Origin of the sequence: Nocardia sp. NPDC058519 (assembly GCF_042719755.1) — a bacterium.
Taxonomy (GTDB): domain Bacteria; phylum Actinomycetota; class Actinomycetes; order Mycobacteriales; family Mycobacteriaceae; genus Nocardia.
Genome location: NZ_JBHXNK010000027.1, coordinates 78,528 through 101,581, shown reverse-complemented (window position 1 = coordinate 101,581; position 23,054 = coordinate 78,528). Strand labels below are relative to the sequence as shown.

Sequence of the window (23,054 nt, the reverse complement as noted above, 5' to 3'; positions counted from 1 at the left end):
GACAGCCGTTGCGTAGGCGACGAAGGAGCAAGCAACGGCGGCTAACCGGCGGCCCCTTGGGGCCGCGAACACGCGCGCGCCAGCGCGCCGATAATCCAGCGGACACCCGGGCGCCAGCCCGGCAATAATCCTGTAGCCTCCCGGTGTCCCACTGCTGCCTAACTCCGAGGATTGACCCGGGTGGACTCCACCGAGCTTCGTATTGCCGCCGTGGTCCCCTGCCACAATGAAGAGGCCGCGGTCGCCAAGGTCGTCGCCGACCTCAAAGCCGCCGTGCCGGGGATCGTCGTCTACGTCTACGACAACCTGAGCACCGACCGCACCGCCGAATGTGCCCGCGAGGCCGGGGCGATCGTGCGCTACGAGAACACCAAGGGCAAGGGCAATGTCGTGCGCCGCGCCTTCGCCGACATCGAGGCAGACGTCTACCTGATGATCGACGGCGACGACACCTACGAGGCGTCGGCCGCTCCGCTGATGATCAAGACGCTGCTCGAGGGCCCCTACGACCACATTCTCGGCGTGCGCAAGCAGGACGACGCCGATGCCAGCGCCTACCGCAGCGGTCACGAGACCGGCAACAAGGTGCTCAACGGCGTGGTCGGCAAGGTCTTCGGCGAGAACGTCGAAGACATGCTGAGCGGGTTCCGGGTGTTCTCGCGCCGGTTCGTGAAGAGCTTCCCCGCCGTGTCGCGGGAATTCGAGATCGAGACCGAGCTGACCGTGCATTCGCTGCACCTGCGCGTTCCGCAGACCTCGGTGTCCGTCGGTTTCCGTGACCGCCCCGCGGGCAGCGAATCCAAGCTGCGCACCTACCGCGACGGCACCAAGATCCTCGCGCTGATCCTCGGCCTGGCCCGCCACGAACGCCCCGTCGCGTTCTACGGCCTCTTCGGCACCCTGGCCTGGCTGATCTCGGTCATCCTGACCGTGCCGATCGTGATCGAGTTCTACAACACCCACGCGGTGCCGCGGTTCCCGACGCTGTTCCTCGCCTTCACACTGCTGCTGCTCGGCAGCCTCGCCTGGACCGCGGGCCTGATCCTCGACGGCATCCGCCGCTCGCGTCATGAGACGGCGCGGCTGGTCTACCTGCGTTATTCGGCCGCCGGAGTGAGCGAGGACGTCGCGGCCGGAGAGCGTCGGTGACCACTTCCACCGAGCCGGAGACCACTGTCGAACTCAGCAAGACCCCCGCACGTAAAGATCGAGCGTTGGCGCCGGTGCGCACGCTGACTCAGCGGTTCGGCGCCGCGACGGTCGCGTTCGCGCTGATCGCGACCGTGTTCGGTGCCGTGTTCGCCGTGCTCACCCCCGCCTTCTGGGGCCACGACGAGATCACCCAGTTCGGCCGCGCCTACCAGGTCGCGCACGGCGGGGTGTTCCCGCAGCGCATCGTCGACGATCGCGGTGTGGCCTACGGCGGGCAGATTCCGGTCAGCGTCGACACGCTGATGGGCTACGCGTTCCGCGACTACAACGACAATCCCGACGAGCCCGACGCGATGGTGGCCGACCCCGGCGCCTACGACCGGCTCGGCTCGGCCGAGGTCTCCTCGGCGACGCGGCAGATGTGGTTCACCAATACGGCCGCCTACTCGCCGGTGCCGTATGTGCCCGCGGCCATTGGTATCCGGCTGGGCGAGGCGCTCGGCCTCAATGTGGGTGGCATGTATTTGCTGTCCCGGTTCGCCGGGCTGGTGGCCTATCTGGCGGTTGTCGGATTCGGGCTCTACGCGCTGCGCGAGCGGCGTAGCCAGTGGCTGGTATTCACCGTCGCGGTGCTGCCGATCGCGCTGTTCCAGGCGGGCACCGTCACCGCGGACACGCTCACCAACGCACTCGCCATCATGGTCTCGGCGCTACTGCTGAAAGCGCTGTTCGTCGGAGATCGATTGCGCCCGGTGGAAACCGCCGCGCTGCTCGCCGCGACGATCGCGCTGCCGCTGAGTAAGCCGACCTATGTGCTGCTGGCGATGCTCGTTGTGGTGGTGCCGGCCGACCGCCTCGGTTTCGCCGGAAAGCTGAAATTCCTCCCGTGGGCATTCGCGGTGACGGGCGGAGTGCTTTTTCTCGCCTGGACGAAGATCGCGGCGCCCACCGGCGAGGGCATGGGCCTGATGCGCCCACCACACCAGTGGGGTCAGGTGCGCCCCGGCGATCAGCTGAAGGGAATCCTCAGCGACCCCGTGCAATTCGTGCACGTCTTCGGCGAGAGCATCGCGCTGCGCGATCATCGCTGGTTCAACCAGTTCTTCGGTGAACTCGGTTTCGCGTATGTGGACGTGCCCGCGATTTCGATGCTGGCCTGCCTGCTCGCCTTCGCGGTGAGTTTCGGCACCATCGACCGAATGAGCACTGCCACAGCCACTTTCCGCCGCACGCTGATCGTGGCGCTGACGGTGCTCGCGAGTGTGGCGATGATCTACGTGACGCTGTACATGTCGTTCACGCCGGTCGATTTCTATCTCATCGACGGTGTGCAGGGCCGGTATTTCGTGCCGCTGGCGATCATGGGGCTGGCTGTACTCGCCCGGATCGTTCCACTGCGGCTGACGAATTCCGAGGGCGCAATTCCGGCGCGCGGGACGGCGATCACTATCGCTTGCGCGTCTACCTTCGCGCTGATCGCCACCGCCGCAACGTATTACACCGTCGTCTGGGGATAATTCCCCAGACGACGGCGGGGATTACAGCGTCTTTTCGCCCGCGGCCGCGTAGGCGCGTTCGGTATCGGCCTTTTTCGGTCGCCACCAGTTCTCGTTGTCGCGGTACCAGGCGACGGTGTCGGCCAGGCCGGCACGGAAGTCGGCGTAGCGCGGTGACCAGCCAAGTTCCTCGCGCAGCAGGCTCGCGTCGATGGCGTAGCGCTGGTCGTGGCCGGGGCGATCGGTCACGTGATCGAAGTCGGTTGGCTCGCGATCGAAAGCTTGCAGGATGAGCTGGACGACGGTCAGGTTATCGAGCTCGCCCTGCGCGCCGATGAGATAGGTCTGGCCCGTGCGGCCGCGCTCGAGAATGTCCCAGACCGCGCGATTGTGGTCGTCGACGTGAATCCAGTCGCGCACCTGATGGCCTGCGCCGTACAGACGCGGGCGCACACCGTCGATCAGATTGGTGATCTGGCGGGGGATGAATTTCTCCACATGCTGATACGGGCCGTAATTGTTCGAGCAGTTCGACAGGGTCGCACGGACCCCGAAAGACCTGGTCCAGGCGCGTACCAGCATGTCGCTGCCCGCTTTGGTCGCCGAATACGGGCTCGACGGGTTGTAGGCGGTGGATTCGGTGAAACCCGGCTCGTCGGGGGTGAGATCGCCGTACACCTCGTCGGTGGAGACGTGGTGGTAGCGCACATCGTGGCGGCGCACCGCTTGCAGCAGCGAGTAGGTGCCGACGATATTGGTCTGCACGAACGGCCACGGCTCGGCCAGGGAGTTGTCATTGTGGGATTCGGCCGCGAAATGCACGACCGCGTCCACCCCGCTGACCAGGTTGTCGACGAGATCGAGATCGGCGATATCGCCGTGCACGAATTCGATCCGGTCCGCGACCGGATCCAGCGATGCCCGGTTGCCCGCGTAAGTGAGCGCGTCGAGCACGGTCACTTGGACATCCGGGCGCGTGGCCACGGTCTGCTGGACGAAATTCGCACCGATGAACCCGGCCCCGCCGGTTACGAGCACTCGCACGCGGTCAACGATACGTGCATTCGGTGGGCCCTCAGAACGAAAGTGCCGCCGTTATGCGTTGCTGGAACGTCACTGACCTGTGACTCGGCATATATTTACACAGTGATCTCCATCACATTACCTGCAGGTAGGTTAAGACTCAGAGTTGGTTTTCCTGAGAAAAACCCCGGTCAACGCTCAGGTTTCTATCAGCGCACTGGCATCGGAGTATCAATGGTGAACAAAACTTGAACTAACAGTCACAGCAGGTTCACCTCTGGTTAGCTGCGGGAGCTTTTGATCTACGAGTCCCCTCCGCACGCTCCAAACTTGAGGTTCACCAAAATGCTGATGAGGAAATTCGCCGCCACCTCGGCGCTGCTGATCGCTGCCATGGGCGTCACCGCCGGCACCGTCAACGCCGCGCCGGCCGAAGAGGCCGCTGCCCCGATCAACTACACCGCCGAATTCGTCGACGACTCCCGGGCCGCCGTCATCACCACCGACGCCGGCTCGATGGTCGTCGAAGATGGCGTCTTCAAGATCAAGGCTGCGAACGGCACCACCGTCGCGGGCACCCCGCTGTCCTTCAAGATCGACGAGTTCGAGTTCCCGATCGCCGCGCAGATCTCGGGCAACGCCGCTACTCTGACCCCCGAGCTGGACATGGCCAAGGCCGTGTACAAGCCGGTTGCGCTGCCCTACGAGGACAAGGCGCCGTGGAAGACCGAGTACGAGCGTGAGCAGGCTGCCTGGTCGCGTATGACCTCCACCATCTCGATGGGCGCCACCATCGGCACCCTGGTCGGTGGCCTCAGCGGCGCGGCCGTCGGTTGCGCGCTCGGCGCGATCACCCTCGCGGCCCCCTCGGCCATCCTGCTGCCGATCCTGGGCGCGCTGCCCGGTGCGGTCGCGGGGTGCGTCATGGGCGCCACCGCTATCGGTGCTCTCGGCGTTCTGGGTGGCCAGATCTTCGTGACCGCTCCGTTCGCGATCGGTGCCGCGATCCAGTACTTCACCACGATCAACCAGCCCTTCACCCCCCCGGCCAAGTAATTTCGCCGTAGGACAGAAGGAAAGCGGCCCCGGCCCGGAGAAATCCGAGCTGGGGCCGCTTCTTTCGTGTCGGAGGGTGGCTCGGTCGGCCGACCGTGATCAGGACCGCCCGAGCCGTTCTCAGGCCGTACGGGCGCGCTGGGCCGGTTCCACCGCGGCGCGAACGAATTTCGCCACCCGGCCCAGCGCCGAACGACTCTCCGGCATGCTCGGCAGGATGGTCATGAACGCGTGCACCTGCCCACGCCACAGCTCCAGGCTGTTGGGTACGCCGGCCGCGGTGAGGCGATGGACCATCAGTTCACAGTCGTAGCGCAGCAGCTCGTCCTCGGCGGCGATGAGCAGGACCGGGGGCAGCCCGGCCAGATCGGCATTGACCGGCGACAGCGCGGGATCGAGCGGGCCTTCGTGCTCGGCGCCGAGCCGCACGACCGCCTCCAGACCCGAGAGCGGGAGATAGGCATCCCGGCTGACGTTCACATACCCCTGCTTCGCCCGGTAATCCAGATCGAGCAGCGGACTCAGCCCGACGAGGGCCGCAGGCAGTGGCAGACCGATATCCCGAGCCCGCAGCGCGGTCGCGAAGGTCAGGAACCCACCGGCCGAATCACCGGCGAACACGATGCGCGACGGATCGGCGCCGTGGCGCAGCAGCCAGCGGTAGGCGAGCACACAGTCGTCGATCGAGGTGTCGATCGATTCACCGGGCAGCTGCCGGTATTCGACATTGAGGACGGGCAGCCCGGTGCGCCTGGCCAGCCCGGCCACCACCGCGCGGTGCGTCTGCAATCCGCAGACCGCGAATCCGCCGCCGTGCATGTACAGCACCGCGCCGTGGCGCAGCGCGCGTGAGCCGCCCGCGGGCCGGACCATCTCCATCCGGAACCCGCCGAGCTGGATCTGCTCGCGTTCGATGCCGTGCGGTTCCGGCCGCAGCCGCGCCAGCAGGTCGACCGCGACGGCGCCGACCGGAATGGTGGCCCGGTTGATGGGCACGGTGCGCAGCAGCGGTCCGATCAGGCCGAGGCAGGCGCCCATCAGGACCCGCGAGGAGGTGCTGGTCCGGCCCGAGTTGACGACTATGCTCGGCTCCGGTCCACTCGAGGTGCTGATCGGTGCCACGGGCGCGAGCCCACCCATCACGCCGGTGGTCTTCGTGGTTGCCATCGCGCACCTACCTCACAGCTGGCGCGTCGACCCTCACCAGGCGCGAGCCCCGGATCGGATGTCGACGCTGACATCTAACATAGTGATGCTTCACACATCGGCGCTCACATAATCAGATGAACGCCATGTCTGTACCGGTTATCGCCCGACACGCCAGGTCACGAAACGTTCGTGACCAATTCGTCGACGTGTCGGAACCTCCCCGTCTCCGCGGAGGACGGGACTGGCAGACTAGCCACCTATGCGCGGAATCATCTTGGCGGGCGGCACCGGCTCACGGTTGCACCCGATCACGCGCGGGGTTAGCAAGCAGCTCGTCCCGGTCTACGACAAACCCATGGTCTACTACCCGCTGTCCACCCTCATGCTGGCAGGGATCGACGACATTCTGGTGATCACCACGCCGGAGGACGCCGACGCGTTTTCCCGGTTGCTCGGCGACGGCAGCCAGTTCGGCGTCTCGATCAGCTATGTGGTGCAGCCCGAACCCGACGGCCTCGCGCGTGCCTTCGTACTCGGGGCCGACCACATCGGCACCGAACCGGCGGCGCTGGTCCTCGGCGACAATATCTTCCACGGACCCGGTCTCGGCACCAGTCTGGAACGCTTCCACGACATCGACGGCGGCGCGGTGTTCGCCTACTGGGTGAAGGACCCGACCGCCTACGGCGTGGTGGAGTTCGACCAGGGCCGCGCGGTCTCCATCGAGGAGAAGCCGAAGGTCCCGCGCTCGAACTACGCCATCCCGGGCCTCTACTTCTATGACAACGACGTGGTCGAGATCGCTCGCGAGCTGCGCCCGTCGGCGCGCGGGGAGTACGAGATCACCGATATCAACCGCGCCTACCTCGAACAGGACCGGCTCAGCGTCGACGTCCTGGCCCGCGGCACCGCCTGGCTCGACACCGGCACCTTCGATTCCCTGCTCGATGCCGCCAATTACGTGCGCACCATCGAGGAACGTCAGGGCCTCAAGATCGGCGTGCCTGAGGAAGTGGCGTGGCGACGCGGGCTGATCTCCGACGAACAGCTGTGCAAGCTCGCCGAACCGATGGTGCGCTCGGGCTACGGCCGCTACCTGCTCGACCTGATCGACCGCGGAAAAGACTGGTAACGCATGGAGTTTCGTGAACTGGCGATCCCCGGCGCCTGGGTGGTGACGCCGCGCCTGCTCGGCGACGACCGCGGCATGTTCTGTGAGTCGTTCAAGGCCTCGGAGTTCGAGAAGGCCACCGGGCGCCCGTTCGAGCTACACCAGGTGAACACCTCGGTCTCGGCGGCCGGGGTGCTGCGCGGGATCCACTACACCGACGATCCGCCCGGTCAGGCCAAGTATGTGACCTGTGTGCGCGGTGCGTTCCTTGACGTGGTGGTCGACCTGCGGCCGGGCTCGCCCACCTTCGGCCGGTGGGACAGCGTCCTGCTCGATGACGTATCGCGCCGCTCGGTGTTCCTGTCCGAGGGCCTCGGCCACGCCATCCTCTCGCTGGAGAACCGCTCGACGGTGACCTACCTGTGCTCGCTCGAGTACTCCCCCGAATTCGACAGGGACATGGACGCTTTCGATCCGCGCCTCGGTATCGCCTGGCCGACCGAGGGCCGCGACGGTCGCCCGCTGACCTACGTTCGCTCGGCGAAGGACGAAGCAGCGCCCAAGTTCTCCGCCTGATTCACGTGAAACGCGCAACGGCACCACCTGTGCGAGGTGGTGCCGTTGCGCGTTGTCCGATCAGGCGACCGGTTCGAGAACCTTCGCCTCGACGACCGGTGCGTCCACTGCCTGCTTGCGGAAGCGGGGCAGGAACACCGTCAGCGCGACCAGTGCGCCGACGATGGTGACGCCCGCCGCGAACTCGAGGCCCGGCCGGTAGGTGTCGAGCATCTGCTGCGGGGTGGCGCCCGTGCCGTGCCCTCCGGAGGTGACGATGGCGGTGGTCACCGCGAGCACGATGGCCGCGCCGACCTGCATCGAGGTTTGCAGCACGCCTGCCGCCAGACCCTGCTCCTCGTCGTCGATACCGCTGGTTGCCTGCACATTGATGGCCGGGAACCCGACCCAGCCGATGCCGATCAGCAGGATGGCGGGCAGCAGCATGGTCCAGTAGTCGGGCGCGGTGTCCAGGCGCAGGAACAGCAGGTAGCCGATCGCCATCACGCTCATGGTGACCGCGATGACCGGTCCGGTACCGAATCGGTCGATCAGCTTCTCGGAGAAGAAGGCCGACCCGACGACCAGGATGCCGACCGGCAGCAGCGCCATCGCCAGCTTCAGCGCCGACCACTCCAGGGTGTCCTGCATGTACAGGGTCACGATGAACTGCCAGGAGAAGTACGAACCGGCGACCGCGACGATGGCCAGGCTGGCTCGCACGAGCGAGGCCTTGCGCAGGATGCCGAGGCGAACCAGCGGGTGCTTCACGCGCTGCTCGGTGATGACGAACGCGGCGAACATGGCGATCACGGCGACGAACGAACCGATGGTGCGACCCGAGGCCCAACCGACTTCCGGCGCGGTGACCACGGTGTAGACCAGCAACAACATGCCCGCCGTCGACAAGAGCGCGCCGAGTAGATCGTGTCCGCCCTCTTCGGCCTTACCGTCCTTGGGCACCAGAACGAACGCGGCGATCAGCGCGGCGACGGCGATCGGGACGGGCAGCAGGAAGGTCCAGCGCCAGCCGACGCCGGTCATCAGGCCACCGAACAGCAGGCCCATGGAGTAGCCGCCCGCACCGAAGACGGTGTAGATCGACAGCGCCTTGTTGCGCGCTTTTCCTTCGGCGAAGGTGGTGGTGATGATCGACAGACCGGTCGGCGCGGTGAACGCGGCGGCCAGGCCCTTGATGAAACGGGTGGCGATCAGCAGGGCGGGGTCGCTCACCAAGCCACCGACAAGTGATGCGACGGCGAACACCGCGAGGGCGATGAGGAAGACCTTGCGGCGTCCGAGCAGGTCGGCGGTGCGTCCGCCCAGCAGCAGCAGGCCGCCGTAACCGAGGATGTAGCCGCTGACGAGCCACTGCAGGGTGGAGGTGGACAGATCGAGTTCGGCGCCGATGGACGGCAGCGCGACGCCGATCATCGAAACGTCGAGGCCGTCGAGGAACAGGACGATGCACAGAGTGATCAGCATGCCCCAGAGCCGGAGGGGCCATCTGGTGGGATCGGTCGCCTGATCTGCGGCCGAAAGCGTTGCTGGCGAAGTCATGCGGAGGACATTACATGCGCACGCATTAATTGCCAACACATAAAATGCCGTTGCATGAACATGGGGTAACCACTACTATGGGGCCATGAACCCGGCCGTAACGTCAGCTCGGCGCACCGAAGCGCCCCCCGAGCTGGTCGGTCAGTGGCGTGAACTACTCGGCAGGCATGCCGCCGTGAGTTGCGCGCTGGAGAAGGCGCTCCAAAAGGACCACGAGATCGGCCTCAGCGAATTCGAAACGCTGGACCGACTGGTCGACGCGGCGTGTCAGAAGTACCGCATGACAGAGCTCGCCCAGGACATCTACCTGAGCCAGAGCGCGCTGTCGCGCGCTGTTGCCCGGCTGGAACGCGACGGCCTTGTCGAACGCAGCATGTGCGATCTCGACCGTCGCGCCATCTTCGTCCAACTCACCGACAAGGGCAGGGAGGTCTACGACCGAGCCCTGCCCACCCACCGTTCGGTGCTCGCCGGTTCGTGGGACAGTCCTACAACGTGCCCGTAGCCGCCGCGGTGATATCGGTGAAAGCACCGCGGTAGCGGTCGAATTCGACCGGTTTGTCCAGATAGGTGCTGCCCGCGAGGGTTTCCACGTAGACCACCGGCGGCTCCGGTCGATCCACCGAATCGTCGACCCCGAAATCCAGGATCACGAACCGGCCGGATTCGAGACCGGCGTGATAGCCGCAATCGCCGGGAACCACCTGGATGCGCACCGTTTCACGCTCGGCCAGCTCCCGTAATCGCGCGAGCTGGCCCGCGCGCACGCGGTCGTCACCGATGGAGCGGGTGAGCACCGACGCGGCCAGCACCACGTCCAGCCGCAACGGGGCGTCGGCCCTGGTGATCAGGGCCTGCCTGGCAGCCAAGACCCGCAGCCTGCGCTCCAGCGCGGCCTCGGTGAGCTCGGGAATCGTTCGCTCCAGCAGCGCCTTCGCGTAGTCCTCGGTCTGCAACAGGGCCGGGACCACGCCGTCCTCGTAGAGCGAGAGCCCCGACGCGGCTTCCTCGAGGCCGATGTAGACCTCGAACCCCTCCGCGATCACGTCGCCGTAGCTCGTCCACCAACCCCTTGCTTTGGTTTCGCGAGCCAAGGCGGCCAGCGGTTCGACCAGATCGGCCGGCGCGCCGTACACCTTGCACATGGCCTCGACATCGAGGCTGCGCAACGACGTCTGCCCCGTTTCGATCCGCCAGATCTTCGCTTCCGACCACTCCAGTTGCGCCGCCGCGGTTCTCGTTGTCATCCGCGCACGATTGCGCAGGTCACGCAAGTGCCTGCCCAGCTGCCTGCGCGGCATCGTGGAACCCGTGACGCCCTGTGGTGAAGCCATACTTCCCCCCTGTATCCGAACTCCGGTCTCCGGACAGAACTTTCGGAGACCGCCCTACGCAGCCGACATATCGTCGGATCTGCGTACGGATTGTTTCACAATGAATCGGACACTGCGCAAGACCTATTTTTTCTTACGGAACCGCCAGAACTGCACCGCTCGAACGTCTTCGGAGAGCTGGTTCACCGGCTCGGCGACATCGGACAGGGCCTGGAACAGGCCATCTGCCAGTTCACTGATGTGTTCCACCCGACCGGCCAACCGGGCGGTGTTGTCGGCGAATTCGAGCATCAGGCGGACGGCGGCGGCGATGGTGAGCCCCAGCGGGACGGCCACCAGCGCGGCGAGCACGCCGAGGACGGCGGAAACCTTCCACATCAGCACCGTGAACGCCACGGGCAGGCCGACGCCGAAGGACGCGACACTCAATACATAGGCCAGCGGCAGCAATGTCCTGGTCGCGGGCCTGCGGAACTGGATATCGAGCAGGGAACGGGCCGCCTCGGCGGCCCACTGTTTGGCGGAACCGGTACTGCGGAACGGCTCTTCGAACCCCGCGTCGCGCGCCAAGTCCGCTTGGTGAGAACCTTCACGTGCTCGACCCGACCGCGTACCGTCGGCCTCTTTCCAAGAGAGCCAACGTGATTCGGCGTCGAATTCCTCGGCATCCTCGTCGTTCGACTCGGGGCTGCCCGGCGCTTCGGTCATAGCCCGAATCCTGCCCGCTTTCGCACCCTGTCGCCAACCCGGGCGGCACCTTACCTGCGATAGCGAAGGTTATCGGACTGAGACGAAGCAGACACTCACGAATATTTTTCGGTAACGGCGTAACGACTCGACTACCCCGCACCGATACGCCCATGAACGCAGGAACAGAGCTCTTCGGGGAATGGAGAACACAGTGCGCACGACGTTTCCGACCACCACTACGGCCGCCGACAAAGGTGCCGCCGCGCAGGAGTACGCCGCGCGTGGATGGACGGTTGCCGAAACAACCAACGGCCTGTGCTTGATCACCGATGACGAAGTCTCGGCCATCGAGATCGCCGGCGAGATGGCTGGTACGGTCCGTCGCTTCCTGCGTGCCAACAACCTGTCCGGCCCCGTGATCGAGATCCCGGGCGCGGAGCGTCGCGAGATCCACCTGGTCACCGGCGTCCGCAAGGCCGCCATGGCGATCGAGGCCATGCGCGAGGCAGGCGTGATCGTGTACACCGACGGTGCCAGCATCCCGCTGCCGCCGACCCAGCTGGCCGCGGGCTGCGCGTCCTGGGGCGTCGCGCCCACCGAGGCTCGCTGGATCCCGCCGGTCGTCGCCCTCGGTGCGGCCGTGCGCTCGGCGATGGCACGCAAGCAGAAGACCGGCAAGCGCGCCACGCTGACCCTGGCCAGCTGATCTGAACCAGCCGACACCCGCGATCCGCGACGCCTCCCCGACGTCGCAGCTCGCGGGTTTTCGGCGTTTCCGGCCATCGCCCGCCCGCGTGGGCGTAAGCATGAGTCATGGCTCCACGTTCGCTGTCCCAACGGTCCGCTTTGCGGACCTGCCCGCTGTGTGAGGCCGTCTGCGGTCTCACGGTCACCCTCGACGACGCCGACCGGGTGCTGTCGGTGCGCGGTGATCGCGACGACCCGTTCAGCAAGGGCTTCCTGTGCCCGAAGGGCGCCAGCTTCGGCAAGCTCGACGACGATCCCGACCTCGTCACCACCCCGCTGATCCGCGACGGTGACGGATTCCGCGCCGCGGGCTGGGACGAGGCGTTCGACCTGATCGCGGCCGCGTTCGCCGAGATCCCCCGCGGCTCCGCGGCCGTGTACCTGGGCAATCCCAACGCGCACACCGTCGCGGGCGCGCTCTATCTGCCCGTCCTGATCCGCGCGCTGAGCACCCGCCACATCTACACCGCGAGCTCCGCCGATCAGATGCCGAAGCAGGTAGCGGCCGGGCTCATGTTCGGCGACCCGCTGACGGTCCCGGTCCCCGATCTCGACCGCACCGATTACCTGCTGATGCTCGGCGCCAATCCGCTCGAATCCAACGGGTCGCTGTGTACCGCGCCGGACTTCCCCGGCCGATTGAAGGCGCTGCGGGCTCGCGGGGGCAAGCTGGTCGTGGTCGATCCGCGAGAGACCAGAACCGCGGCGCTGGCCGACCAGCACCTGTTCATCCGGCCGGGCGCCGACGCCTATCTGCTGTTCGGGGTGGTGCACACGCTGTTCGACGAGGATCTGACCGACGTGCGCGTCGACGTCGCCGGGCTCGACGAACTGCGCGCGGCTGCCCTCGACTTCCCGCCCGAGGCGGTGGCCGAGCGCACCGGCATTCCCGCCGACACCATCCGCACGCTGGCCCGCGAACTCGCCGCCGTGCCCACGTCGGCCGTCTACGCGCGGATCGGCACCTGCACCGCCGAGTTCGGCACGCTCACCCAGTGGCTGGTCGACGCCGTCAACGCGCTCACCGGCAACCTCGACTCCCCCGGCGGAGCCATGTTCGCCGACGCCGCGGCGGGCGGGGTGCAGCGCAGCAAGCCCTTCCGGCTCGGCCGCTGGACCAGCCGGGTGCGCGAACTGCCAGAGTCCATGGGCGAGCTGCCCGTCGCCACCCTCGCCGACGAGATCGAAACCCCAGGTGAGGGGCAGATCAAGGCGCTGGTGACGGTGGCGGGCAACCCCGTGCTTTCCGCGCCGAGCGGTGCGCGACTGGACAAGGGCTTGGCCGGGCTGGAGTTCATGGTCAGCGTGGACAGGTACGTCAACGAGACCACCAGACACGCGAACGTGATCCTGCCGCCGCCGCGCTCGGTGCAGTCACCGCACTTCGATTTCGCGCTGCTGCAGTTCGCGGTGCGCAACTACGCGCGCTACTCGCCGCCGCTGGTCCCGCTGGGCGAGCGGCCATCGGAATCGGCCGTGGTGGCCCGCCTCGCGGCCGCGGTGAGTGGTCAGCCCCATGCCGGGACGGGCGCGGCGAGCCCGATCGCGATGGTCGACGAACTCGTCATCGCAGGCACACTGCACAAGGCCGACATGAGCGACCGCCGCGACGAGCTGACCGGCGCGGACACCACCGAACAGCGCCTCGACCTGATGCTCAAACTGGGCCCGTACGGTGCGTGGAACGGCGGCGACCTGAGCCTGAAAACCCTCATGGACAACCCGCACGGCCTCGACCTCGGCCCGCTGCGACCCCGGCTGCCCGGTGTCCTGCGCACCGCGTCGAAGCGGGTGGAGCTGGCACCGCCGCAACTACTGGCCGACGTCACGCGCCTGCGCGCCGGACTGGCGAGCGCCGCACCCGCGATGGTGCTGATCGGACGACGTCAGCTGCGCTCCAACAACAGCTGGATGCACAACATCGCCGGCCTTGTCGGCGGTTCCAACCGCTGCACGCTGCAGGTCCACCCCGACGACGCGACCCGCCTCTGCCTCGGCGAACAGGCCGAGATCACCTCGGCGGCAGGCTCGCTGACGGTGCCGGTGGAGCTGACGCCGACGATCATGCCCGGCGTGGTGAGCCTGCCGCACGGCTGGGGCCACGGCGCGAGCACCACCCAGTCGGTCGCGCTGGCGCACGCCGGGGTGAATGCCAATGTGCTGACCGATGATTCGGTGGTCGACGAGGTCAGCGGCACCGCCGTGTTCAACGGCGTCCCGGTGACGGTAGTTCCGGCCTGATCGGTCCTGACCTGGAAACCGTTGCGCAAACTCGGCTTTCATCCCATTCGCAACAATGGACACGCCCCGATGTCAGTGAGAGTCCCCTAGACTGAGTGAGATTGCGGTCACAGCGGGGGTTTCGTCTAGAAGCCCGCATCAACCGGTACGGCTAGCAGAGGGGGCCCGATGCCCGAAAATTTCGTCGGCAGCGACGGAGAACACGAGCTACAGGACACGTTGGGCACCTCGGACAGGGCCGAGCGCTTCTACGACGACCAGGTGATCGACTATCTGAACCCCACGATGGTGGATTTCGTCGCCCGGATGGACATGGCCTTCATCGCCACCTCCGATTCGCACGGCGAATGTGACTCCAGCTTCCGGGCCGGAACCCCCGGATTTCTGCACGTGATCGACGATCGCACGATTGCGTACCCCGAGTACCGAGGTAACGGGGTGATGGCCAGTCTGGGCAATATCCTCGAGAACCCGCACGTCGGGATCCTGATGATCGACTTCGTTCGCGACCTCATCGGCCTGCACATCAACGGGAAAGCCCGCATGGTCGCCGACGGCGAGCTACGCGACACCGTCACCGACCTGCCGTCGGCCGAGCGGGGTAAATCCTCGCAGGTATGGGTCGTCGTCGAGGTCGAAGAGGCCTATATCCACTGCCGCAAGCACATCCCGCAGATGGTGCCGGTCGCGCGGGATCAGCGCGAATGGGGCACCGACAACGTACGAGCTAAAGGTGGCGACTACTTCGGCGTCAAAGCGGGCAAACGAGCCCCGGCCATCGCCGAAGCCAGCTGACCTATTTGATCTTGAAGATCACCACACGCTGCACGATGAAGTTGATGACGGTTGCGGTGCCCTGCGCGATCACGAAGGCGAGGGGCTGGCGCCACCACTCCTCGGGCAGCGAGAAGAAGAGCGCCTGATTGATCCCCCACTGCACCGCGAAGGTCACCGCGTAGAGCGCGACCACGGCGAAGAACCTGGCCCTGCTCGGCGCGGCCTTGAACGTCCAGCGCCGGTTGATCAGGTACGCCGTGGTTGTACCCGCGACGAAACTGATCGCCTTCGCCACGCCGACCGGCCAACCGACCAGATTCAGCAACAGGCTGTAGATGCCGTAGTCGACGATCGCCGACAAACCACCGGTCAGCGTGAACCGCACGATCTGCGTCTTGAGGTCGACATCGGTCCCGCCGGGCTCGTCGACCAGGGGAATTTCGGCGGGTAGCGGCAGATGCGGTTGGGCTTGCACGTGAGCAGCGTACGAGACCGGCGCACTGTCCTGCCACGTATACCCGCCATGCATGTAGCCTCTAAGCCGATGTCTGAGAACATTTCGACCACCAACGATGACGCGTTCGCGCTCCCTACGCGCACCCGCAAGCTCACCGGTTGGGGTCGCACCGCACCCACCTCCGCCGAAGTGCTCTCGACCAGCGATCCGGAACTGATCGCCAAGGCCGTGAGCATGGTCGCGCAGGACAACGACTCCAAGCCGGCGCATCTGCGACGCGGCGTGATCGCGCGTGGCCTCGGCCGCTCGTACGGCGATCACGCCCAGAACGCGGGCGGTCTTGTTATATACATGCCAGCGCTCAACCGCATCCACCGCATCGACCGCGATTCGCGCCTGGTCGAGGTGGACGGCGGGGTGAGCCTGGACCAGCTGATGAAGGCCGCGCTGCCGTTCGGCCTGTGGGTTCCCGTGCTACCCGGTACTCGCCAGGTGACCATCGGCGGCGCCATCGCCTCCGATATCCACGGCAAGAACCACCACAGCGAGGGCAGCTTCGGCAACCATGTCCGCTCGATCGATCTGCTCACCGCCGACGGTTCGGTGCGCACGATCTCGCCGAGCGCCGATGCCGAGCTGTTCTGGGCGACTGTCGGCGGCAACGGCCTGACCGGCATCATCCTGCGCGCCACCATCGAGATGGCGCCGACGGAGACCGCGTACTTCCTCAACGACGGTGTGAAGACCTCGACGCTGGACGAGACCATCGCGGCGCATAGCGACGGCAGCGAAGCGAACTACACCTACTCGAGCGCGTGGTTCGACGTGATCAGCCCGCTGCCCAAGCTCGGTCGCAGCACGATCACCCGGGGCCGCCTCGCCAAGCTCGATGAGCTGCCCAAGAAGCTGCAGAAGAAGCCGCTCGCGTTCGACGCGCCCCACTTGATGACGGTGCCGGATATCTTCCCGAACTTCACCATGAACAAGCTGACACTGTCGGCCGTCGGTGAGGCGTACTACGCGATGGGCGGGAACTACACCGGCAAGGTGCAGAATCTGACGCAGTTCTACCACCCGCTCGACATGATCTCGGAGTGGAACCGCGGCTACGGCTCCAACGGCTTCCTGCAGTACCAGTTCGTGGTGCCGACCGAGGCCGTTGAGGAGTTCAAGCGGATCATCATCGACATCCAGGCTTCCGGGCACTACTCGGCGCTGAACGTGTTCAAGCTGTTCGGTCCGGGTAACCAGGCTCCATTGAGCTTCCCGATGCCGGGCTGGAACATCTGCGTCGACTTCCCGATCAAGAAGGGCCTCAACGAGCTGGTCACCGATCTGGACCGGCGCGTGATGGAGTTCGGCGGACGGCTCTACACCGCGAAGGACTCGCGCACCTCCGCCGAGGCGTTCCACAAGATGTACCCGCGGATCGACGAGTGGATCAAGGTCCGCCGCACCGTCGACCCGAATGGCGTTTTCATGTCCGATATGGCCAGGAGGCTGGAGCTCCAGTGATCAACGCAGTTGGCAACCCGCAGACCATCCTGCTCTTCGGTGGCACCTCCGAGATCGGTCTCGCGATCTGCGCCGAGTACCTGCGCAAGAGCCCGGCCCGGATCATCCTGGCGAACCTGCCCGGCGATCCGCTGCTCGAGAACGCCGTCACCACGCTGAAGGCCGCCGGCGCGACCCAGGTCGACGTCATCGACTTCGACGCGCTCGACACCGACGCGCACCCGAAGGTCGTCGATTCGGCGTTCGCCGCCGGTGACGTGGATGTCGCGATCGTGGCGTTCGGTGTGCTCGGCGACGCCGAGGAGCTGTGGCAGAACCAGCGCAAGGCGGTGATGACCGTCGGCATCAACTACACCGCCGGTGTGTCGGTCGGCGTGCTGGTCGGCGACAAGTTCAAGGCGCAGGGCCACGGCCGGATCATCGTGATGTCCTCGGTGGCCGGTGAGCGCGTTCGCCGCTCCAACTTCGTCTACGGCTCGACCAAGGCGGGCCTCGACGGCTTCTACCTCGGTCTCGGCGAAGCGCTGCGCCCGTTCGGCCCGCGCGTCACCGTCATCCGCCCGATGCAGGTTCGCACCTCGGCGACCAAGGCCCACTGGGAGGCCACCGGGGCCAAGGAAGCCCCGCTCACCGTCGACCCGGAAGACGTCGCCAAGCTCGCCGTCAACGCCTCGGAGAAGGGCACCGAGATCGTCTGGGCCCCCGGCGAGGCCCGCTTCCTGATGTCGGCTCTGCGCCACGTGCCGCGCCCGATCTTCCGCAAGCTCCCGATCTGATCGACTGCGTTCAGGACTGCCGCATCATCCCCGGATGGTGCGGCAGTTCTGCTTTGTGGCTCCACTAGGCTGGCCCGGACCATGGAGCACAGTGGAGCCGGAGGATTGCGCGCCGATGACGACCAATGACGAGGTGCGGGCCGGGCGCAGGATCTGGACCGGGGTCGGCGAGGGGGCCGCAGCCGCGGTGGTGGCGCTCGTTGTGGCCGCGGTGGGACTGTTCGCGTTCTCGGCGGTGCAGTGGCCTGCGTTCAACTCCTCCAACGTGACTCGGGCTCTGACCACTGTGGGGCAGGTCGCTTCGGTCGCGCTGCTGGTCGTCTCGGTGCTGTTGATTCGGCTGCGGAAGTGGCCGCTGGTGGCGAAACTGCTTTCCTGGGTCGGGATTTCGAGTTTCGTGACGGTCACGCTCGGGATGCCCCTAGCAGCGACGAAGCTGTATCTGTTCGGTGTTTCGGTGGATCAGGAATTCCGGACCGAATATCTGACCAGGCTCACCGACAGTGCCGCGCTGCGCGATATGACCTATGTGGATCTGCCGCCGTTCTATCCGGCCGGGTGGTTCTGGATCGGCGGGCGCGTGGGGAACGTGCTCGGGATGGACGGCTGGGAAGTATTCAAGCCGTACTCGATCGGGCTGCTCGCCATTGCCGCCGCGGTGGCGCTGGTGTTGTGGATGCAGTTGGTGCGGGCCGATATGGCGGTGGGCGCGGCCGCCGCGGTGACGGCCATGACGTTGGCCTATGCCTCGCCCGAGGCTTATGGCGCGGTGCTCGTGGTGTTCATTCCGCCGGTGCTCGTGCTGGCGTGGGGTGCGTTGCATCGGCGCTCCGGTGGCTGGGGCGCGGTGCTCGGGACCGGGGTGTTCCTCGGGGTGGCTGCGTGTTTCTACACGTTGTACCTGGCGATCGCGGCCTTCACCGTGGTGTTGATGGCGATCGTCGCGGCGGGTTTCGCTGTCTACACACAGCGGGCCGATGGGCGCCGTCGTCGCCGCGCGCGGCCCGGCTCGGTGACAGAGTCGCGGCCATCCGGTGATGCCGATTCATCTCCCGCGGCATCAGCCGCCCAGACCGTCGCGGCGAGCCCGTCGTCCGAGACAGCCGATACCTCGGCTCCGGCATGGCGGGCCGCAATCGCACCGCTGACGAGACTGGTGGCTATCGGCGGTATCGCCATCGCGCTCGCGCTGGTGGTGTGGGCGCCGTATCTGCTGAAGATGCTGTCGGGCGCGAAAATCCCTTCCGGCAGCGCTTTCCACTATCTGCCGGAGTCGGGTGCACAGCTGGCGTTCCCGATGCTGGAGTTCTCCCTGCGCGGAGCGCTGTGCATGATCGGTGTGCTGTGGCTCGTGGTTCGTGCCGGGTCATCGAGGCGCGCACAAGCATTGGGGATCGGCGTCGTGTCGATCTATCTGTGGACCCTGCTCTCGATGACCGCGACCGCGGCGGGCACCACCCTGCTGTCCTTCCGGCTGGAGCCGGTCCTGCTCGCATTGCTCGCCGCCGCAGGAGTTTTCGGCTTCGTCGAAGGCTCGAGGGCCATCTACCAGGCCTTGAACGAGCCCGCCCCGCTGCGCACCGCGGCCGCCGCGATCGCCGTCCTCGGCGCCATGGCCTTCGCCCAGACGATCCCCACGGTGCTCACCCACGAGATCGATACCGCTTACACCGATACCGTGCCCACCAGCGTGCCAACTGCCGACGGCACTTTCGGCGAACGTGCCGACAAGCGCAAGCCCTCCGCGGTCGCGTACTACCACGCAGTCGACGAGGCCATCCTCGCTCAAACCGGCCGCCCCCGGGACGAATCCGTCGTCCTCACCGCGGACACCAGCTTCCTGGCCTTCTACCCCTACTTCGGCTTCCAGGCCCTCACCTCCCACTACGCGAACCCCTTGGCCGACTTCAAGGCCCGCGCCGCCACCATCGCCGGCTGGAGCAAACTCCCCGACTCCCCCGCCCTCGTCGAAGCTCTGTCGAAGTCCCCCTGGCGGGCCCCCGACGCCTTCCTCTTCCGCAACGACGGCGACAACTACACCCTCCGCCTGGCCGAAGACGTCTACCCCAACGACCCGAACGTCAAGCGCTACACGGTCTCTTTCCCCAAGTCCCTCTTCACCGACCCCGCCTTCACCCCCACCGAAATCGGCCCCTTCACCCTGATCACAGTGCGCCGCTGATACTCGACGCCATTGTGTCGACGCTGTGACGTCGCCCGCTCGGGCGCGCTTGGCTCACGCAGTGGTGCGGCCGAGGTAGTGGAGGAGTTCGGTGGTGGGGGTGGTTGTGGTTGCTTCGACGATGGGGGCGTAGGCGCCCCATTGGCGGAGGGGTTCGATGATTTCGGCGTCGGTGCCGGAGCCGGGGGCCGGGTGGATCGTGCGGGCGGCTGTCAGGAGGTGGGCTGACAGGTCGTCGGTGAGGGGCGAGGGCTGGTTGGTGGCGATCGCGATGTCCCAGGCGTGGACTGCCGCGTCGAGGGCGGCGAGGGTGGCCGCGACGGGGGTGGGGAGGTCGCCGTGTGGGAGCGGGGTGGGGACGGTGGCGGTTTCGGCGGAGACCGTGGCCCATGCCGCTGCGGTCTGCTCGATGGCTTCACGGACCAGCGTGGCGGGGGTGCCGTCGATGGTGCCGGAGGGATCGAAGGGGTTGTAGGACGGGCCGGGGCCGACGCCGAGGGCGGCGGCGTAGGCGAGTTGATCGCCCGCCGCGTGCTGGATGACCTGGGTGACGGTCCAGTCCGAGCAGGGGGTTGGCAGGTTCCACTGGTCGTCGGCGATACCGGCGACGACGTCGCTGAGGGCCTGGTAGGAGGTGGTGACCACGTCGCGCCAGACGGTTTCGAGGGCTGCGGTGCTGTTCATGATGGTGCCTTTCGTTTCGGTGATGACTCCAGCCTAGAAACCTATTAGGCTCGTTTCTTTCCTAATTTTCGACGAGGTGGGAAATGGCTGCGACAACCCCGCGCGTACTGCGTCTGCTCGCCCTGCTGCAGGACCGCGCCTACACCGGCCGCGAGCTCGCCGACCGCCTCGACATCACCGAACGCACCGTGCGCAACGACATCTCGCGACTGCGCGAACTCGGCTATCCCGTGCACGCGGAACGGGGCGCGATCGGCGGCTACCGGCTGGGCCGCGGCGCGACCATGCCGCCGCTGCTCCTCGACGACGAGGAAGCCGTCGCGGTCGCGCTGTCCATCGCGGTCGCCCACGACGGCTCGCTCGCCGTCTCCGACATCGGCGACCAGCTGACCAGAGCGCTGCGCAAGATCGAACAGATCCTTCCGAAACGCCTGCAGCGCAAGGTCTCCGCGTTGCGCGATGCCACCGAGATCGGCCCTGCCACCACCGGCTCACGCGAACCGGACGCGCCGGTCGCCACGGGCATCCTCACCACCCTCGCCGACGCGGTCCGCCGCACCACCGCCGTCACCATCGAAACATTCGACGGCACAACCGAACTCGAGCCCTACCGCCTGATCAACTGGCAACGCCGCTGGTACCTGGTCGCCTACAGCATGAGAACCCATGCCTGGACGGCACTTCCGGCCGCCGGGATCACCCGGGCCGAGACCGGTGCGCGCGTCTTCGCCCCGCGCATGCTCCCGGAGGACGACCTCGTCGCCTTCGTCATGCGCCACATCGCGTCCACCGGCTGGCGCGTGCACGCCCGCGTCACCGTCCTCGAACCCGCCGAGACCGTCATCGCCAGGATCAACCCGGCGGTCGGCGTGGTCGAGCCGATCGACGAGCGCAGCTGCGTGCTGCTCACCGGTGCCGACGCGATGGAGACGATCGCGATCTACCTCAGCATGTTGATGATGGATTTCCGCGTCGACGGCCCGCCGGAACTGGTCGCGCACCTGCGCACCCTGGGCCGCCGCTACACCGAATCAGTGGCCACGTGAAGCGACGCGGATCGTGCGGCGATCCGTGCCGAACCAGGTGTTCATCCCGCCCGACAGCACTACACTGACGGGTGCGGCACGGTCTCCGCCGGCGGATCACACAACCCCCCGGCGGCTGGCGTAGGAATCAGATCCTGCACGTCACGGGTCCCGGCGACCCGCTACCGGAGGAGGACGTATGTCCGATCCGTTGCACACGAGGGTGTGCCTCACCGGCCTGAACTGTTCCTGCCCGAGCATCAGCGTTTTCCTGGTACCCGAGCCCCTGGTTCTGGGCGGGCAGATGATGCACCTGCTCGAACAGGCACCGGTCGCCGGGCGAATACCCCAACCAACCCGCGACACCGAGCTGATCGACCTGATCCAGGCCGTGCGCACGCCGCTGGACACGCGTGGGCTCGCTCGCGCGCAGCAGGTCGCGTTCTCGGGCCCGCGCCACGATCCGCCGGTAGCGCGGGAGGTGCTGCACGACCATCTCATCGAAGAACCGGCGCCGTGGGGGCTCGACGTGGACGATCCGGCCGAACTGATCCGGCTGGCGATGCTGCCCGAGCGCCGGATCGGGGTGCGCCGGATCGACGATTTCCAGGCGCACGCGATCCGTCAGGCGATGGAGGCGGTCTACCGGCATTTCGAGATCGACCAGCGCATACCGTTGATTTATCACGGCTTCGCCGACCCACGCGACGGCTGGTTCGCCCTGCGCGCGTCGGCGGCGTAACTGGCACGTGTGTCGATCGACACCCGGTAGCCACTGGTGTGCGGGAGAGCGATAGACCACAATATGTCCGGTCAGTGTCAACAAACCGCGCGGTCGGTGTCGCGGGGCGAGTACGCTGCGAAATGTTGGAAGTTCGGCCGACCGAAATCAGTTTTTGGTAGCGCTGATCGGTAGGGATGCAGAGGTATAGCTATGACGCTCAGCCGATCGGAGCGGATCGCTCTTTTGACGGCACGCGCGCAGAGTCAGAGTCGTGACCCGGAGCAGCCGCGCGAGCCGCGCCCGCCACGCGAGCAGCGTATGCCACGCGAGCAGCGCGCCACACGCGAGCAGCTCGGATCGCTCGGCGAGATCGAGCGGGTGGTCATCGACGCCACCATCGCCCTGCTCGCGCCGGGCCAGAAATTCGCACTCCTGTGGTCACTGCAGGTCGGCGAGCAAGCCGTCGCCGGGGTGCAGATCAAAGAGCGCGACGGAACGGTCACCAACCTGATGCCGCCCACCGAGGTGCTCGAGTACCTCACCGATCACAAGCGCATGTCCTACGACCCGGACACCGGCGCCTGGCTCAGCGCCGAGATCTTCATCGCCGGCCCCACCCGGTACAAGACCAACTACTCCACCGTCGCCGTCGCGGACTGGATGCCGGAGGTCTCGGCCGACGACCTCGCCGCCGAATTCGCCGCCTTCCCTCGCCCCGACTCCGAGATCCCCGACTGGGCCCGCTCCCAGCTCGACTGGGCCGCCCGCCGCACCGGCTGAGTCCTGCACCGCTGAGGAAC

General features: G+C 66.7%; 22 protein-coding genes. 15 read left to right on the top strand and 7 right to left on the bottom strand.

All coding sequences use genetic code 11. From position 1 onward, the window contains the following. The first annotated feature begins 180 nt into the window (after nt 1-180). Nucleotides 181-1,149: a glycosyltransferase family 2 protein gene (locus ACFWPK_RS26325; protein ID WP_378920123.1), complete on the top strand. Its 969-nt coding sequence runs from the start codon at nt 181-183 to the stop codon at nt 1,147-1,149. Then, on the top strand, nt 1,146-2,669 hold the full coding sequence (locus ACFWPK_RS26320) for a DUF2142 domain-containing protein (RefSeq protein ID WP_378920121.1): 1,524 nt from the start codon (nt 1,146-1,148) through the stop codon (nt 2,667-2,669). The genes ACFWPK_RS26325 and ACFWPK_RS26320 overlap by 4 nt, the downstream gene beginning before the upstream one ends. Nucleotides 2,670-2,690: 21 nt before the next feature. Here the strand turns inward: ACFWPK_RS26320 and rfbB are convergent, their stop codons facing one another. Continuing rightward, nucleotides 2,691-3,692: a dTDP-glucose 4,6-dehydratase gene (rfbB, locus tag ACFWPK_RS26315; protein WP_378842837.1), complete on the bottom strand. Its 1,002-nt coding sequence runs from the start codon at nt 3,690-3,692 to the stop codon at nt 2,691-2,693. Nucleotides 3,693-4,016: 324 nt separating this feature from the next. On the opposite strand from rfbB, the gene ACFWPK_RS26310 reads away from it, so the two are divergent. Beyond that, nucleotides 4,017-4,727, top strand: coding sequence for a hypothetical protein (locus ACFWPK_RS26310; protein ID WP_378920119.1), 711 nt, complete (start codon nt 4,017-4,019; stop codon nt 4,725-4,727). A 120-nt stretch (nt 4,728-4,847) separates the two neighbouring features. On the opposite strand, the gene ACFWPK_RS26305 is transcribed toward ACFWPK_RS26310, so the two are convergent. Next, the gene (locus ACFWPK_RS26305) at nt 4,848-5,894 is read right to left on the bottom strand and encodes an alpha/beta hydrolase (protein WP_378920117.1); all 1,047 of its coding nucleotides are present in this window, start codon (nt 5,892-5,894) and stop codon (nt 4,848-4,850) included. A 241-nt stretch (nt 5,895-6,135) separates the two neighbouring features. Between ACFWPK_RS26305 and rfbA the strand changes: the two genes are divergently transcribed. Further along, nucleotides 6,136-7,008, top strand: coding sequence for a glucose-1-phosphate thymidylyltransferase RfbA (rfbA, locus tag ACFWPK_RS26300; RefSeq protein ID WP_378920115.1), 873 nt, complete (start codon nt 6,136-6,138; stop codon nt 7,006-7,008). A 3-nt stretch (nt 7,009-7,011) separates the two neighbouring features. Further along, complete coding sequence (locus ACFWPK_RS26295) at nt 7,012-7,563, top strand: dTDP-4-dehydrorhamnose 3,5-epimerase family protein (RefSeq protein ID WP_378920113.1); 552 nt, start codon at nt 7,012-7,014, stop codon at nt 7,561-7,563. Nucleotides 7,564-7,623: 60 nt separating this feature from the next. Here the strand turns inward: ACFWPK_RS26295 and ACFWPK_RS26290 are convergent, their stop codons facing one another. After that, nucleotides 7,624-9,102 carry an MFS transporter gene (locus ACFWPK_RS26290; protein ID WP_378920111.1) on the bottom strand — a complete coding sequence of 493 codons (1,479 nt, stop codon included), beginning with the start codon at nt 9,100-9,102 and terminating at the stop codon, nt 7,624-7,626. Nucleotides 9,103-9,187: 85 nt separating this feature from the next. Here ACFWPK_RS26290 and ACFWPK_RS26285 point away from each other — a divergent pair, with 85 nt between their 5' ends. Next, a complete protein-coding gene (locus ACFWPK_RS26285) occupies nt 9,188-9,607 on the top strand; it encodes a MarR family winged helix-turn-helix transcriptional regulator (RefSeq protein ID WP_378920109.1) in 420 nt (139 codons plus the stop codon). Here the strand turns inward: ACFWPK_RS26285 and ACFWPK_RS26280 are convergent. Both ACFWPK_RS26280 and ACFWPK_RS26275 read right to left on the bottom strand, forming a co-directional pair. Next, nucleotides 9,591-10,436, bottom strand: a complete 846-nt coding sequence (locus ACFWPK_RS26280; protein ID WP_378920107.1) for a helix-turn-helix domain-containing protein — start codon at nt 10,434-10,436, stop codon at nt 9,591-9,593. The genes ACFWPK_RS26285 and ACFWPK_RS26280 overlap by 17 nt on opposite strands. 123 nt (nt 10,437-10,559) lie before the next feature. Beyond that, nucleotides 10,560-11,144, bottom strand: coding sequence for a DUF4282 domain-containing protein (locus tag ACFWPK_RS26275; protein WP_378920105.1), 585 nt, complete (start codon nt 11,142-11,144; stop codon nt 10,560-10,562). A gap of 193 nt (nt 11,145-11,337) precedes the next feature. On the opposite strand from ACFWPK_RS26275, the gene ACFWPK_RS26270 reads away from it, so the two are divergent. From ACFWPK_RS26270 to ACFWPK_RS26260, 3 genes are all read left to right on the top strand, one after another. After that, nucleotides 11,338-11,832 carry a hypothetical protein gene (locus tag ACFWPK_RS26270; RefSeq protein WP_378920103.1) on the top strand — a complete coding sequence of 165 codons (495 nt, stop codon included), beginning with the start codon at nt 11,338-11,340 and terminating at the stop codon, nt 11,830-11,832. A gap of 107 nt (nt 11,833-11,939) precedes the next feature. Then, nucleotides 11,940-14,114 carry a molybdopterin-dependent oxidoreductase gene (locus ACFWPK_RS26265; protein WP_378920101.1) on the top strand — a complete coding sequence of 725 codons (2,175 nt, stop codon included), beginning with the start codon at nt 11,940-11,942 and terminating at the stop codon, nt 14,112-14,114. 168 nt (nt 14,115-14,282) lie between these two features. Continuing rightward, a complete protein-coding gene (locus ACFWPK_RS26260; RefSeq protein WP_378920099.1) occupies nt 14,283-14,909 on the top strand; it encodes a pyridoxamine 5'-phosphate oxidase family protein in 627 nt (208 codons plus the stop codon). 1 nt (nt 14,910) lies between these two features. Here the strand turns inward: ACFWPK_RS26260 and ACFWPK_RS26255 are convergent, their stop codons facing one another. Next, nucleotides 14,911-15,366 (bottom strand): GtrA family protein, encoded by a 456-nt coding sequence (locus tag ACFWPK_RS26255; protein ID WP_378920097.1) that lies wholly within the window; start codon nt 15,364-15,366, stop codon nt 14,911-14,913. A 69-nt stretch (nt 15,367-15,435) separates the two neighbouring features. Between ACFWPK_RS26255 and ACFWPK_RS26250 the strand changes: the two genes are divergently transcribed. The 3 genes from ACFWPK_RS26250 (at nt 15,436) to ACFWPK_RS26240 (ending at nt 19,821) form a co-directional block, all read left to right on the top strand. Then, nucleotides 15,436-16,863: an FAD-binding protein gene (locus ACFWPK_RS26250; RefSeq protein ID WP_378920095.1), complete on the top strand. Its 1,428-nt coding sequence runs from the start codon at nt 15,436-15,438 to the stop codon at nt 16,861-16,863. Next, complete coding sequence (locus ACFWPK_RS26245) at nt 16,860-17,639, top strand: decaprenylphospho-beta-D-erythro-pentofuranosid-2-ulose 2-reductase (RefSeq protein WP_378920093.1); 780 nt, start codon at nt 16,860-16,862, stop codon at nt 17,637-17,639. The genes ACFWPK_RS26250 and ACFWPK_RS26245 overlap by 4 nt, the downstream gene beginning before the upstream one ends. Nucleotides 17,640-17,754: 115 nt before the next feature. Continuing rightward, nucleotides 17,755-19,821, top strand: a complete 2,067-nt coding sequence (locus ACFWPK_RS26240) for a galactan 5-O-arabinofuranosyltransferase (RefSeq protein WP_378920091.1) — start codon at nt 17,755-17,757, stop codon at nt 19,819-19,821. A 54-nt stretch (nt 19,822-19,875) separates the two neighbouring features. Here ACFWPK_RS26240 and ACFWPK_RS26235 read toward each other — a convergent pair whose 3' ends face one another. Continuing rightward, nucleotides 19,876-20,505: a TIGR03086 family metal-binding protein gene (locus ACFWPK_RS26235; RefSeq protein ID WP_378920089.1), complete on the bottom strand. Its 630-nt coding sequence runs from the start codon at nt 20,503-20,505 to the stop codon at nt 19,876-19,878. 83 nt (nt 20,506-20,588) lie between these two features. Here ACFWPK_RS26235 and ACFWPK_RS26230 point away from each other — a divergent pair, with 83 nt between their 5' ends. The 3 genes from ACFWPK_RS26230 to ACFWPK_RS26220 all read left to right on the top strand — a co-directional run bounded on the left by ACFWPK_RS26230 (nt 20,589) and on the right by ACFWPK_RS26220 (nt 23,034). After that, nucleotides 20,589-21,551 carry a helix-turn-helix transcriptional regulator gene (locus ACFWPK_RS26230; protein WP_378920087.1) on the top strand — a complete coding sequence of 321 codons (963 nt, stop codon included), beginning with the start codon at nt 20,589-20,591 and terminating at the stop codon, nt 21,549-21,551. 178 nt (nt 21,552-21,729) lie between these two features. Beyond that, complete coding sequence (locus ACFWPK_RS26225) at nt 21,730-22,272, top strand: hypothetical protein (protein WP_378920085.1); 543 nt, start codon at nt 21,730-21,732, stop codon at nt 22,270-22,272. 192 nt (nt 22,273-22,464) lie between these two features. After that, the gene (locus tag ACFWPK_RS26220; RefSeq protein WP_378920083.1) at nt 22,465-23,034 is read left to right on the top strand and encodes a hypothetical protein; all 570 of its coding nucleotides are present in this window, start codon (nt 22,465-22,467) and stop codon (nt 23,032-23,034) included. The last annotated feature ends 20 nt before the right edge of the window (nt 23,035-23,054 follow it).